General features: G+C 62.8%; 13 protein-coding genes. 5 read left to right on the top strand and 8 right to left on the bottom strand.

Going from position 1 to position 13,483, the window contains the following annotated elements; genetic code table 11:
• The first annotated feature begins 22 nt into the window (after positions 1 to 22).
• The gene (locus ACRAWE_RS02210) at positions 23 to 943 is read left to right on the top strand and encodes a DMT family transporter (protein WP_019453750.1); all 921 of its coding nucleotides are present in this window, start codon (positions 23 to 25) and stop codon (positions 941 to 943) included.
• Here ACRAWE_RS02210 and ACRAWE_RS02205 read toward each other — a convergent pair.
• From ACRAWE_RS02205 to ACRAWE_RS02195, 3 genes are all read right to left on the bottom strand, one after another.
• Complete coding sequence (locus ACRAWE_RS02205; protein WP_198636289.1) at positions 940 to 2,358, bottom strand: sensor histidine kinase; 1,419 nt, start codon at positions 2,356 to 2,358, stop codon at positions 940 to 942. The genes ACRAWE_RS02210 and ACRAWE_RS02205 overlap by 4 nt on opposite strands.
• Complete coding sequence (gene tctD / locus ACRAWE_RS02200) at positions 2,345 to 3,019, bottom strand: transcriptional regulator TctD (RefSeq protein WP_019453752.1); 675 nt, start codon at positions 3,017 to 3,019, stop codon at positions 2,345 to 2,347. The genes ACRAWE_RS02205 and tctD overlap by 14 nt, the downstream gene beginning before the upstream one ends.
• A 167-nt stretch (positions 3,020 to 3,186) precedes the next feature.
• On the bottom strand, positions 3,187 to 3,516 hold the full coding sequence (locus ACRAWE_RS02195; RefSeq protein WP_432524628.1) for a hypothetical protein: 330 nt from the start codon (positions 3,514 to 3,516) through the stop codon (positions 3,187 to 3,189).
• Between the two features lie 275 nt (positions 3,517 to 3,791).
• Here ACRAWE_RS02195 and ACRAWE_RS02190 point away from each other — a divergent pair, with 275 nt between their 5' ends.
• Genes ACRAWE_RS02190 through ACRAWE_RS02180 form a run of 3 tightly spaced genes read left to right on the top strand, consistent with a single transcriptional unit; the run spans position 3,792 to position 6,748 of the window.
• Positions 3,792 to 4,772, top strand: coding sequence for a Bug family tripartite tricarboxylate transporter substrate binding protein (locus tag ACRAWE_RS02190; RefSeq protein WP_025160161.1), 981 nt, complete (start codon positions 3,792 to 3,794; stop codon positions 4,770 to 4,772).
• 15 nt (positions 4,773 to 4,787) lie between these two features.
• Positions 4,788 to 5,219 carry a tripartite tricarboxylate transporter TctB family protein gene (locus ACRAWE_RS02185; protein WP_019453755.1) on the top strand — a complete coding sequence of 144 codons (432 nt, stop codon included), beginning with the start codon at positions 4,788 to 4,790 and terminating at the stop codon, positions 5,217 to 5,219.
• A gap of 11 nt (positions 5,220 to 5,230) precedes the next feature.
• Positions 5,231 to 6,748 carry a tripartite tricarboxylate transporter permease gene (locus tag ACRAWE_RS02180; RefSeq protein ID WP_432524625.1) on the top strand — a complete coding sequence of 506 codons (1,518 nt, stop codon included), beginning with the start codon at positions 5,231 to 5,233 and terminating at the stop codon, positions 6,746 to 6,748.
• 34 nt (positions 6,749 to 6,782) lie between these two features.
• Here the strand turns inward: ACRAWE_RS02180 and ACRAWE_RS02175 are convergent, their stop codons facing one another.
• A complete protein-coding gene (locus ACRAWE_RS02175) occupies positions 6,783 to 7,412 on the bottom strand; it encodes a CatB-related O-acetyltransferase (RefSeq protein ID WP_432524623.1) in 630 nt (209 codons plus the stop codon).
• A gap of 156 nt (positions 7,413 to 7,568) precedes the next feature.
• Complete coding sequence (locus ACRAWE_RS02170) at positions 7,569 to 8,564, bottom strand: DMT family transporter (RefSeq protein ID WP_025160160.1); 996 nt, start codon at positions 8,562 to 8,564, stop codon at positions 7,569 to 7,571.
• 172 nt (positions 8,565 to 8,736) lie between these two features.
• Here ACRAWE_RS02170 and ACRAWE_RS02165 point away from each other — a divergent pair, with 172 nt between their 5' ends.
• Positions 8,737 to 10,203, top strand: a complete 1,467-nt coding sequence (locus ACRAWE_RS02165) for a PLP-dependent aminotransferase family protein (RefSeq protein ID WP_432524621.1) — start codon at positions 8,737 to 8,739, stop codon at positions 10,201 to 10,203.
• On the opposite strand, the gene ACRAWE_RS02160 is transcribed toward ACRAWE_RS02165, so the two are convergent.
• Genes ACRAWE_RS02160 through ACRAWE_RS02150 form a run of 3 tightly spaced genes read right to left on the bottom strand, consistent with a single transcriptional unit; the run spans position 10,200 to position 13,442 of the window.
• Entirely contained in the window at positions 10,200 to 10,700 is a 501-nt protein-coding gene (locus ACRAWE_RS02160; protein WP_019453759.1) for a protein disulfide oxidoreductase, read from the bottom strand. The two genes, ACRAWE_RS02165 and ACRAWE_RS02160, sit on opposite strands and share 4 nt — an antisense overlap.
• On the bottom strand, positions 10,693 to 11,409 hold the full coding sequence (locus tag ACRAWE_RS02155) for a DsbA family protein (protein ID WP_019453760.1): 717 nt from the start codon (positions 11,407 to 11,409) through the stop codon (positions 10,693 to 10,695). Before ACRAWE_RS02155 ends, ACRAWE_RS02160 begins: the two co-directional genes overlap by 8 nt.
• Positions 11,406 to 13,442, bottom strand: coding sequence for a protein-disulfide reductase DsbD family protein (locus tag ACRAWE_RS02150; protein ID WP_432524618.1), 2,037 nt, complete (start codon positions 13,440 to 13,442; stop codon positions 11,406 to 11,408). The genes ACRAWE_RS02155 and ACRAWE_RS02150 overlap by 4 nt, the downstream gene beginning before the upstream one ends.
• Positions 13,443 to 13,483: the final 41 nt, after the last annotated feature.

Here is a 13,483-nt window from a genome sequence, read left to right as displayed (position 1 = left end):
GACGTTATTGAGAATAATTATCATGAATATGCTCTTCCCGCTGTTGGCCGTGCTGATTTGGTCGATTAACGCCGTCGTCAGCAAACTCTCCGCCACCGCCATCGATCCGGCGGCCATTTCACTTTACCGCTGGTTGCTGGCGCTGATCGCGCTGACGCCGTTCGTGCTGCCGGGCGTGTTGCGCAACTGGGCGCAGGTGCGCGCCAACTGGTGGAAACTGATGATCCTCGGCTTGCTGGGCATGGTGCTGTATCAAAGCCTGGCCTATTACGCGGCGCACAGCGTCAGCGCGCTGTTTATGGGCATCATCGTGTCGCTGATCCCGCTGCTGACCATCCTCATCAGCATCGTACTGCTGCGCATTGCGCCGACCGTCGGCGTGTTGCTCGGCAGCATACTCTCCTTCTGCGGTTTGATCTGGCTGGTCAGCGGCGGCCAGCCCGGCGTGCTGTTGCAACATGGCATCGGCAAGGGGGAATTGATGATGCTGCTCGCCACCGCCTCTTACGCGCTGTATGGCGTGTTGACCAAACGCTGGGCCATCGCGCTGCCGAACTGGCAATCGCTGTACGTGCAGATCCTGTTCGGCGTGCTGCTGTTGCTGCCTAACTTCCTGATGGCTCAGGATGTTGGACTGAACGGCCATAACCTGCCGCTGGTGCTGTTCGCCGGCATTCCGGCTTCAATCATCGCCCCGTTCCTGTGGATCCAGGGCGTGATGCGACTGGGCGCCAATACCGCCTCGATCTTCATGAACCTGGCGCCGGTGTTCACCGCCGCCATCGCCGTGCTGTTCCTGCATGAGCAGCTGCACGGTTACCACCTGATCGGCGGCGGCATCACCCTGCTGGGCGTGATCCTGTCGCAGCGGCTGCGCACGCCGCTGACGCGTAAAGCCAAAGCCCCGGCGGCCAACGCCGAATCCTGCAAAGAACAGGCTTAAGGCAGCAACCTGAAACGCACCCGCACCAACAGGCCGCCCAGCGCGGCGGAGCTCAGCAGCTCCGGGCGGGTGCCGTGATACGCGGTGATGTCTTTCACCAACGCCAGCCCTAAACCGGCGCCCGGCTGATCGCCCACATTGTCCAGCCGGTGAAACGGCTGCAGCGCCAACGCCTTGTCCTGCAAGGCGATGCCGGGGCCGCTGTCTTCAATCTCCAGTACGCCTTCCCCCGCCGCCTTATCCTGAGTAAGACGAGCGGTCACCACGCCCTGACGCGGCGTGTATTTCAGCGCGTTGTCCAACAGGTTGGCGCACAGTTCGGCCAGCAGCAACGCCTCCCCCGCCACCTGACACGCCGCCTCGCCTTCGAAACCGAGATCGATCTGCTTACTGCGCGCCTGCGGCAGGCGAGAGAAGCAGGCGTCGCGCAGCACCTGCGCCAGATTGACCGGCTGCAGCTTACGCTCGGCCTGGTGCTCGCTGGCCTTCAGGCGTGAAAGGTGCAGCAGCCGGTCGGTCAGCGCCACGGTATTATCCAGCGTCGCGCTCATCGCCTGCAGGCTTTCACGCCACTGCTGCGGCCGATCGCTGGCCAGCGCCACCCCGACCTGGGTCTTCAATACCGTCAACGGCGTGCGCAGCTGGTGGGAAGCATCGGCGCTAAAGCGCTCCTGACGCGCCACCATCAGCCGCAGCCGTTCGATGTAACGATTGAACGCCACCAGCAGCGGCTGCATCTCCGACCACGGAAGAACCCGCGGCAAGGGCGTCAGCTCGCCCGGATCGCGCCGCAGCATGATGCCGGAGAGTTTGCGCATCGGCTTCAACACTCGCTTGAGCAGCGCGAACGCCAGGATCAGGGTCAACACCACCACCGTGCCCTGGCTCAACAACGCCGCGATCATCATCTGCCGCGCCAGGTAACGGCGCGACTCCAGGGTTTCCGCCACCAGAATGGTCGCCATGCCGCTCACGCCCGACTCGTTGACCGGTTGAAACAGCGCCGCCACGCGGATCGGCCGGCCGAGGTATTCCGCATCATAGAAATGCACCAGCGCCGGGTAGAGCGTGGAGCGCGGAATATGGGGCGGCAGCGACGGCAGATCGTCATAGCCCGAGATGCTTTGCCCCTGCGGCGAGATCACCTCGTAATAGAGCTGATCGTTCATGTTGCGCTCGAAGCTGTCGAGCACCACATAAGGCACATCGACCGCCAGCTTGCCTTCACGTACCACCAGCCGCTCCGCCACGGTGCGCGCCGACGCCAGCAGCGTGCGATCGTAAGCCAGGGTGGCGGCGCTCATGGCGCTGAAATAGTGGGTGTAGATAGAGATGCCGCCCAACGCCAGCAGCGGCAGGCCAAAAAACAGCAGCAGTTGATAGAACAGCGAACGCGGCGCGTTAAACCACCGCATTGCACAGTTCCAGGCTGTAGCCCAGACCGCGCAGCGTGACGATCGCCACGTCGCTGCCCTGCAGCTTTTTCCGCAAACGGTGTACGTAAAGCTCGATGCTCTCCGGGTTAGCCTCGTCGGACAACGTAAACACCTGCTCAAACAGCTGCTGCTTGGCCACCGGGCGGCCGCGCCGGTGCATCAATGCGGTCAACACCGACAGTTCGCGCGGCGTCAGCGCCAGCGGCCGGCTCTCCAGCAGGAAGTAGCCTTCGTCGTGGTAGGTCAGCGCGCCATACTGCAAAGCCGGCTGCGCGGCGCCGACGCTGCGGCGCAGCAATGCCCGAATGCGCGCCTCCAGCTCGTCCAGTTCGAACGGCTTGGTGAGATAATCATCCGCCCCCAGATTCAGGCCTTTCACCCGATCGGTTACGTCGGTGCGCGCCGTCAGCAACAGCACCGGCAGATCCTGCCCGCGCTTGCGCAGACGCGCCAGCAGCTCCAGCCCGTTCAAACGCGGTAGCGCTACATCCAGCACCGCCAGCGCATAGCGTTCATTGAGCAACAGGTGGTCGGCCGCCACGCCGTCCGGCGCGACGTCGACGGCAAACCCGGCGCCGGTCAGCGCTTTTTGCAACCAGTGAGACAGCTCGGGGTGATCTTCAACCAATAACAGTCGCATGTTCCCATTCCATTGATTTACCTGAACAACCCGGCGCCGATGCAGCGCCTGTTAACAGGCCGATAACAGAGAATGGCATGGAAAATAAGGGGATAAAAGAGCGCTGCGCCGCCAGTTTTGGGAGCTGGCACACAATTATGCGTACTGGCGCGCGATCGTAGGTGGGGTCAGATCAGCGTAATAGGGCTATCGGCAAGAGCAATATCCAACACCGGGCGCAGCTTGTCGGCGGTAAACGGCGAAGACACCAGCACGGAGCGGTTGTTGGCGGCAAACACCAGATCGATGCCGGTCACGCAGGCGCTCATCTGGCAGGCATATTTTTCCCCGTCAGCGTTGACAAAATGCAGTTCGAATACGCCTATATCGGCGCGCAGGCGCTTCAAACGACACTGCGCGTTTTCTCCGGCCATCTCGGCATAGACTTCAGGCAACCGTTTAATCGCGCACACTTTGGCACTGTCTCTGCCGCCAAACAATTTCCCTAACGAAAACATATCACTGCGTCTCTATTCATTTCAGTGCTCATGATTATATCGCGAAAGCAAAACGCCGAACCTGATATTACGCAGGGTTTTAGCCGGTTTTGCGCCCTGTTCTTCTCTTCCTTTCTATGGTAGCCCACCCACTATTCGCTCGCGGCAAGAGACCCCAATCACAGACTGGAAACTTTTCCGTCCGCTGAAAGGTAAATGAAAGGTTGTTGTTTTAACAATCCTGCAACCGCACCCGGCGGGATTCACAACCAGAACAATACCGAGGGCAAGTCACAATGAAAAAAATAATGACCCGTACCTTTACCGCCGCCGCCCTGCTGCTGGCGGCCAATCAGGCCTTTGCCGTGGAAGCGCCCAAACGCACCGAATGCATCGCGCCGGCCAAGCCCGGCGGCGGCTTCGATCTGACCTGCAAGCTGATTCAGGTATCGCTGCAGGACACCAAGGCCATCGATAAACCGATGCGCGTCACCTATATGCCCGGCGGCGTCGGCGCGGTGGCCTACAACGCTATCGTCGCGCAGCGCCCGGCGGAGTTCGGCACCGTGGTGGCGTTCTCCGGCGGCTCGTTGCTCAACCTTTCTCAGGGCAAGTTCGGTCGCTACAACGTGGACGACGTGAAATGGCTGGCGGCGGTCGGCACCGACTACGGCATGATTGCGGTGCGCGCCGACTCGCCCTACAAAACGCTGAAAGACCTGATGGACGCCTTCCAAAAAGATCCCAACAGCGTGGTGTTCGGCGCCGGCGCCTCCATCGGCAGCCAGGACTGGATGAAAACCGCGCTGCTGGCGCGCGAAGTCGGCGTAGATCCGCGCAAGATGCGCTACGTGGCGTTCGAAGGCGGCGGCGAGCCGGTGACCGCGCTGCTGGGCAACCACATTCAGGCGGTCTCCGGCGACCTGAGCGAAATGGTGCCTTATCTGCAGGGCGACAAGATCCGCGTGCTGGCGGTGTATGCCGAGCAACGCCTGCCGGGCCAGTTGGCCGACATTCCTACCGCCAAAGAGCAGGGATACAGCCTGGTGTGGCCGATCATTCGCGGCTTCTACGTCGGGCCGAAGGTCAGCGATGAGGAGTATCAGTGGTGGATCGACACCTTCCAGAAAATGATGGCGACCGACGAATTCAAGCAGCAGCGCGATCTGCGCGGCCTGTTCGAGTTCAACATGACCGGCAAAGAGCTGGACGCCTACGTGAAGAATCAGGTTGCCCAATACCGTGAGCAGGCGAAAGTGTTCGGCCTGGCCAAATAACCGCAGGGGAAAACCATGAGCGATCGTATTTTTGCCGGCTTTTGGCTGCTGCTGTGTATCGGCGGGCTGTTCATCGGTTGGGGCATCCAGAGCGAATACAGCTATGAACCGCTGGGGCCGCGCCCGTTCCCACTGGCGATCCTCAGCCTGATGGCGCTGTGCGCGGCCCTGCTGTTGCTGCGCCGCCCGCAGGCGGTGGAGTGGCCGCACAACAAGGTGCTGCAGCGGCTGCTGGTGCTGGTGATCACCCTGGTGCTGTATGCCTGGGGCTTTGAATGGCTGGGCTTCCCGCTGGCGACCGCGCTGCTGACGTTCAGCATCGGCCTGCTGTTTCAGGCCAGCCTGCCGGCGGCGGCCATCTCCGGCGTCGTCATGGGCGCCGCGCTGTATTACGCCTTTGACCAACTTCTCGATGTCACACTGCCGCTCGGCGCCTGGCTGAGCTAACGGGAGCGATGATGGATACCTGGATGTATTTGACCCAAGGGTTCGAAGTGGCGCTGGTGCCGCAGAACCTGATTATCGCCCTGATCGGCTGCTTTGTCGGCACCATCGTCGGCCTGCTGCCGGGGCTAGGGCCGATCAACGGCGTGGCGATCCTGCTGCCGCTGGCGTTCGCCCTCAAACTGCCGGCCGAATCGGCGCTGATCCTGCTGGCGACGGTGTATATCGGCTGCGAGTACGGCGGACGCATCTCGTCGATTCTGCTCAACGTGCCGGGCGACGCGGCGGCGATCATGACCGCGCTGGACGGCTACCCGATGGCCCAGCAGGGGCGCGCCGGCGTGGCGCTGTCCATCTCGGCGGTCAGCTCGTTCGTCGGCTCGATGATCGCCATCGGCGGTATCATCCTGTTCGCGCCGCTGCTGGCACGCTGGTCGCTGGCCTTCGGCCCGGCGGAGTATTTCGCTCTGATGGTGTTCGCCATCGCCTGCCTCGGCAGCATGATGAGCCAGAACCCGCTGAAATCGCTGCTGGCGGCGCTGATCGGCCTGGGGCTGGCGACGGTAGGCGTCGACGCCAACACCGGCGTTTACCGCTTTACCTTCGACAGCCTGCACCTTTCCGACGGCGTGCAGTTTATCGTGGTGGTGATCGGCCTGTTCTCGGTCAGTGAAATCCTGCTGATGCTGGAGAGCACCAGCGCCGGTCAGAAGCTGGTGCGTAAAACCGGCCGGCTGCTGTTCAACCGCAAAGAGGCGGCGCAGTGCGCAGGCCCTACCCTGCGTTCGTCGGTGATCGGCTTCTTCGTCGGCATTTTGCCGGGTGCCGGTGCCACCATCGCCAGCGCGCTGACCTACATGACCGAGAAGAAAATCAGCGGCAACAGCGACACCTTCGGCAAAGGCGATATCCGCGGCGTCGCGGCGCCGGAAGCGGCCAACAACGCCTCGGCCTGCGGTTCGTTCATTCCGATGCTGACGCTGGGGGTGCCGGGCTCCGGTACCACGGCGGTGATGATGGGCGCGTTGACGCTGTACAACATCACCCCCGGCCCGGCGATGTTCACCGAACAGCCGGATATCGTCTGGGGGCTGATCGCCGCACTGCTGATCGCCAACGTCATCTTGCTGATCATGAACCTGCCGCTGGTCGGTCTGTTCACCCGCATGCTGACCATCCCGCTGTGGTTCCTGGTACCGGCGATCGCCGCAGTGTCGGCGGTGGGAGTTTATGCGGTGCACAGCACCACCTTCGACCTGCTGCTGATGGTCGGATTGGGGGTGTTCGGCTATATCCTGCGCAAAATGCATTTCCCGATGTCGCCGCTGATTCTGGGCTTTGTGCTGGGTGAGATGTTGGAGCAAAACCTGCGCCGCGCGCTGTCGATCAGCAACGGCGAATTCGGCATCCTGTGGAGCAGCAGCATAGCGCAAACGCTGCTGGTGCTGGCGGTGGCGGTGCTGGCGCTGCCGCCGCTGCTGCGCCTGATGCGCAAACGCCGCCATCTGGCGACCGAGGCCAAGGCCGAGTAATGCGAAACGGGCGGGGATCCCCCGCCCGTTATGTTTAACGGCCTAAGGCCGCCATTCTTCTTTCCAACGCCCCGATATCGTTATCGGCAAGCAACGGCTGGATCGCCGCAAACTCCGCCTCGGACAAGCCATAGATGCGCAAGGCAAGCAAACGCGCGATGATTTCCGGCGCGAATCGCCAACGGATAAACCTCGCCGGATTGCCGCCGACGATGGCGTAAGGCTCCACGTCGCCGACCACCACGCTGCCGGCAGCGACGATCGCCCCTTCGCCTATCGCTACCCCCGGCATCAACATCGCCCGCATGCCAATCCAGCAGCCGTCGCCCAGCCGGGTATCGCCTTTGGGACGGTATGCCTGTTGGATGGTTGCCATAAACGGGTACAGGCTCAGCCAGTCGATGCGGTGGGTGTGGTTGCCCCCCATCAGGATCACTGCTTCGGCAGCGATGCATACATAATCGCCGATCAGCAGGCGGTCTATTTCACCCAGCGGCTGCCATTGGCGGCTGACCGCATCGCCGTGCAGATAGCGCACCACCGAGCGTTCGAAGCCGCTATCCCAGCAATCGCTGTAGTAGCTGTGGGTGCCTTTGACGATGATATTCGGGTTGGTCACCGTCTGATGCAGCAGTTCGGTTTGAGACCAGTGTTTTTCGGACATGGCGTATTCTCTTGTTGCGGGAATAAAAGCCACGGAACGGAGTGTCTGTGGCCGTGTTGTCGTTCACTCAACACGGCAGATCAAGCGATAAGCGCTCGTTTCAATCTCGGGTTATTCATCATTAGTGCCTCTCTTGCGAGGCGCAATGGTAACCCATCACGCCTCAGCGGTCTTGCTTTTCAACAGCAGCACGCCCCCCATCACCAGCGCGCTGCCCAGCAGCTGCAGCTGATTCATGCTTTCCCCCAGCAGGAAATAGGCGATCACCGCGGTGAACACCAGCTCCAGCGACAGGATCAGGTTGGCCACCGCCAGCGGCAGCGTTTTCAGACTGATGTTATACAGCCCGAAACCCAACAGCGTCGGCCCGGCGGCCAATGCCAGCAGCAACAGCCAGCCGCTCCACTGGATGCCCTGTGCGCCGTGCGACAGGAACCACAGAGAACCGGCCATGCCGTGAAACGCCGCCAGCGGGAACGCCGTCAGCGCCGCGTTAAACGCCAGCTGGTACAGCGCCGAAAAACCGAACACGTACAGGATGGTGTTCCACACCGGATAGCCGCGTTCACTGGCCACCCGCCCGCCGAGGGTATACAGGGTATAGCCGATGCCCGACAGCATCCCCACCAGCAACCCCAGCAGATCGAAGTGGCTGTTGCCCATGCTGTCGCCGTTGCTGACCAGGAAACAGCCGCCCAGGCTGATGGCGATCACCAGTAGCTGGCGCAACGTCAGGCGTTCGCTGTACATCACCCAGCCGAGGAACACGGTAAACCCCACCGAACAGTAGGTCAGGATCGTCGCCACCGACGCGCCGTTCAACGCCACCGACAGCGTCCACAGGCTGTTGAACAGCGCCAGCAACAGGCCGTAAAGCGCGTAAAACACCACCTGTTCACGGCGCAGGCGTGCCCACTGCGGCTTCACCAGCAACAGCAGCGGCAACAGCACCAGCGCCACCAACGCCGCACGCCAGAACGCCAACACGAAGGTCGGCAGGTGATAGTACTCGGTCAGCGCACGGATGATGATGGCGGTAAAAGCCAGCAGCATAGCGCTGATAATGGCGATGACGTAACCCTGGTGGCTGCCCTGCAAGAGACGCGCGCCGGGCAGCGCCGGCCGGGCGGAAACGCCTGACGGTAATGACATGGGATCCTCGGAAAAATGGCGACAAACATACTCAGGCACACAGTGTAACGCGGCCATTTTTTCCCACTATAGCCACTTTACGGCGTTGTAATGCAGGCCACTTTTCGGCGCTTGAAGGCTTGCTGACATGGGGTATAGTAAAAATCACTCTCCATAACCGAGCCAATTTCGCATGCATATCCCGTTAGATCGCGAGCAGGATGTTCCGCTCTATTTGCAGATCGAAGAAGCGTTGCGGCGCGCCATCCTCACCGGCGTGTTCGTCGATGGCGACAAACTGCCCTCGACGCGCACGCTGGCGGCCGAACTGGCGGTCAGCCGTTTGACGGTGGATAACGCCTACGCCGAACTGGCGGCCAAAGGATTTCTGCACCAGCGGCGCGGCAGCGGCGCCTATGTTGCCCATCCGCAGACGCAGGCGCGCCCGACCCGGCCGAGCAGCGATACGCCTTTCCCGCTGGAGAGTTTCACCACCCTCACCTCGCGGCTGGACGGCTACGCCGACGCGCCGCTGCCGGAGGGGCTGATCAACTTCGCCGCCGGCGTCGGCAGCCCTAAGGTGTTTCCGCTGGAGGCGTTTCGCAAAGTGCTGCTGTCGGTGCTCAGCCGCCACGCGGAAGAGGCCTTCAGCTACGGCGAATACTGCGGCTACTACCCGCTGCGCGATACGCTGAGCCGTATTCTCAGCGCCCAGGGCATCCCCACGCAGGCGGAACAGGTGCTGATCACCAACGGTTCGCAGCACGCCATCAGCCTGGTGGTGCAAAGCCTGCTGGCACCGGGCGATTCGGTGATCGTCGAAGAACCGACCTACGCCGAAGCGCTGGGCCTGCTGCGCCAGCACCGCATCAATATCGTCACCGTGCCCGGCGACCGCCACGGCATGCGGGCGGATTTGCTGCCGGAGTTGTTGGAACGCCACCGCCCCAAACTGATCTACACCATCCCCAATTTCCACAACCCGACCGGCCGCTGCCTGAGCGAGGCCCGCCGGCGGCGCCTGCTGGCGATCGCCCAACAGGCCGGGGTGGTGATCCTGGAGGACGACTTCGTCGGCGATCTGCGTTATCAGGGCAAACAGCTGCCGTCGCTGCGCGCGCTGGCGCAGCCGGGCGCGGTGATCTACGTCAGCACCTTTTCCAAGATGCTGCTGCCCAGCATGCGCATCGGCTATCTGGTGGCGGACAGCGAACACTATCAGCGCTTCGCGCGGCGCAAGCACGTCGATAGCTTCACCAGCTCCAGCCTGATCCAGCGGGCGCTGGACGCCTTCGTCACCGTCGGCCGTTACGACAAACAGCTGCGGCGCGCCGGGCGCGTCTATCGCCGCCATCTGGACGTGATGGTCGACGCGCTGCAACGGCGGTTGCCACCGGGGTGCCGCTTCGAAACGCCGCAGGGGGGATTGTTTATCTGGCTGACGCTGCCTGAGGCGGTGACCACCGCCGAACTGATGCCGGTGGCCTGGCGGTACGGCGTCACCTTCGCGCGCGGTGAATGCTTTTACGCTCAGGAACAGCTGGGCGCACACGGCCTGCGGCTGAACTTTGCCGCCAACTCGCCGCCGCAGATTGAAGAAGGAATCGCCCGGCTGTGCCGGGCGATTGAGGAGGTAATAACGGAGAAAAACGCCGGTTAGACGGCGGCCCACCACAGCCGTAGCTTCATGCCCCAGTAGCTGGTCCAGCCGGTGGTGCTTTGCACCACCTTGCCCTGCGAGATCACCACGAAGGTCGGCGTGACGCCAATCCGCCACTGCGCCGACAGCGCGCCGGCCGGATCGTTGACCACCGGCAGCGCCAGCCGTTTGCGCGCCAGCCACTGCTTCACCTGGGCATCGTCGCCCGAGCGCAGCGCGACGGTCAGCACGTTGCCGCCCGCCGCCTGCAAGCGGGCGACGTCCGGCGTGGTGAAGCGGCAAACGCCGCACCAACTGGCCCAGAAGTAAACCAGCAGCGGCCGATCGTGGCTGAGCTGCGCCAACGACACCTTCTCGCCGTCCAGCGTGGTCAGCGTCTGGGCATCGAAGGCCGGCGGCGCCTGCGGCGCGTTCAGCCAATCCATCACCGTCACCACCGCCAGCGCGATCAGCGCCAGCAGCAACAACTCGCGCCCCCAGCGCTTGAGCTTAGCCATTTTTGGCCTTCGCCAGCTGCTGTTTCACCATCGCTTCCAGCTCTTCATACGACACCGCTCCCGGCAACATCCGATCGCCGATCAGCGTCGCCGGCGTCCCCTGCACGCCCAATTGCTCCGCCAATTCCATATTGGTGCGCAGCGTGGTCATGCTCTGTTCGCTGGGCGCCACCGCCTTGACGCCGGTTTTCTCTTGCGCAGCGGCGATGCTGGCGTTGTCATGGAAGCCTTTTTTCGCCATCAGCCGCTGGTGCAAGGCCCAGAATTGGTCCGGGTGCTGTTGCCAGGTGGTGAGCGCCACGCGCGCCGAACTGACCGAGCTTTCGCCCTTGAACGGCAGCAGTTTCACCACCAGCGCCACATCCGGGTATTGCTTGACAATCTTCTCCAGCATCGGATCAAAACGCTTGCAGTACGGGCAGTTATAGTCGGTAAAGGTCACCAACGTCAGTTTGGGATTGGCGGCGCCCAGACGCGGGCTGGCCGGATCCTGGTACAGCGTTTTGGCATTCTGCTTGATAGCCTGGCTGATTTGCTCGCCAGCGGTTTGCTGCTGCCAGGCGTCCACCGCCTGCGCCAGAATGTCCGGATTGGACACCAGCGTTTCACGGATCATCTCTTTGATACGCGCCTCTTGCGCCGGAGTGAAAGGTTCGGCGGCCCACGCCGGGGCGGCGATAATCATCAGTAAAATCAGTAATTTTTTCATTTTTCGGTTCCTTTGGCATCGGAAAGCGTTTGCAGCACGGCGTCACGGGTCAACAGCGGGGATAACACCACGCCGTCCGGGCTGCCGGGGCCATAGATTTGGTTGAAGGGCACGGCGACGCTGCCGCGCTTTTGCAGAAAGGCGCTGATGTCGGCCGACGGACGGCTCCAATCGCCGCGCAGCGCAACCACATCGTCGGCGCTCAGCGCTCGCTGCACGTCATCACGCAACAGCACATTGAATTTGTTGGCCTTACAGGTCACGCACCAGTCGGCGGTCACATCGACGAACACTCGCTTATGCTGGCCCAGCGCCTCGGTAATCGCCTGTTCGCTCAGCGGTTGCCACGGCACCCGATCCTGCAACGGCTGGCGCCACAGGCCGGCGGTCAGCGATCCCGCCAGCAGGGCCACGCCCGCCAACACCAACGTGCCCGCCGCCAGTTTGGCCGCCAACCGCGCCCCCTGTTGACGCCATACCGCCAACAGCAACGCCAGCAGCGCCAACGCCCCCAGCCACAGCGTGGCCTGCGCGCCGATATGATTGCTCAGCAGGCTCAGCAGCCACAGCGACGACGCCAGCATCAGCAGCCCCATCGCCAGCTTGACGGTATTCATCCAGCGGCCGGGGCGCGGCAACCGCAGCGCCAGCGACGGCCAGGCGGCAATCAGCAGCCACGGCAGGCTCATGCCGATGCCGAGCGCAATGAACATGCCCCACAGCACCGGCAGCGACGCCGCCAACGCGAAGGCCACCGCCGTGCCGAGAAACGGCGCCGAGCACGGCGTCGCCAGCAGCGTAGCGAAAGCGCCCTGCCAAAAATGGCCGCTCAGACCGTGTCCGTTATGGGTCGCCAGTGACGTATTCAGATCGGACGAGAGGCGCAGATGGAACAGACCGAACAGGTTGGCGCTGAACAGCAGCGTCACCAGCACCATAAAGCCGATAAACCACGGATTCTGGAACTGAATGCCCCAGCCGAGCGCATGGTTGCCGAGCCGCAGCAGCGTCATCAGCAAGGCCAGCGCCATAAACGAGGCGACGATGCCCAGCGACGACGCCAGGAACTGCAAACGCACGCTGTGCCGATCGCGCCGCTCCACCTGCAGGATCGAACCGAGTTTGATGCCCAGTACCGGCAGCACGCACGGCATCAGGTTGAGGATCAACCCGCCTGCCAGCGCCATCAATACCGCCTGCCATAGCGGGAACGCCGCAGCGGCGGGCGCGACCAGCGGATCGCCAATCGGCAGCGTGATCTGCTGCGCCATACCGCCGTCGTCGATCACCAACGTCAGCGTTTTGCCGCGCAGATCCGGCGCCGCATCGCCCCAGCCATCGCTGACCGGCACTCGCGCCAGCAGTTGAGCACCGTCGGTCTCGACCTGCGGCTTGCCGAGATCGGCATCCGCCAGCGTATCGAAGAACAGCGCAGGCTGCCGCCAACCGGCGGCGCGTTCGGCGGCAATCTGCAGCTCGCCGCTGCGGTAACCGGCCTTGACGCTCTCCGCCACCCCGGCGGCGATCGGCACCTGCCCCATCGCCTGTGCGAAGTCGTGGTTAAACTGAGGATCGTTCGGCGTCGTCAGATCCAGGCTGAACGGGTAGTCGGTCAGAATGCAGACATTGCTGCAGGTGGATAGCGTCAGGGTGCCCGCCAACGGGCCGGATACCTGACCTGGCATCACGATCGGCAGCGCGACCCGATCGTGATAACCCTGGGTGGAAATGCCGGCCACCTCGAAACGCTGCGGCGTCGGCCAGTGCCAGGTCGCCGGCGGCGGGTTGCCTTGCCAGACTATCGCCGGCGCGATGCCGCCTTCGCCCGGAGAGCGCCAATAGGTTTTCCAGCCTTTTTGCAGCTCGACCGACAGCAGCAGACGGGTCTCCCCCGGCTGTGACGTGTCGGCGCGCAGCCGCACCTTGGCATGATCGTTGGTTGGATTTTGCAGCCAGCCGCTGTCCGCCGCCTGTGAAGCAGGCAACCACAGCATAAACAGGCAAGCGCAGGCCAGCCTGATGATTTTCAACATGTTAATTCTCCATAAATGATTAATTCACCGCGAAAAACGGG

The organism is Serratia sp. BFP-2025, from assembly GCF_050880365.1.
GTDB classification, from domain to species: domain Bacteria; phylum Pseudomonadota; class Gammaproteobacteria; order Enterobacterales; family Enterobacteriaceae; genus Serratia; species Serratia surfactantfaciens.
This window is presented reverse-complemented; position numbering and strand designations above follow the sequence as displayed.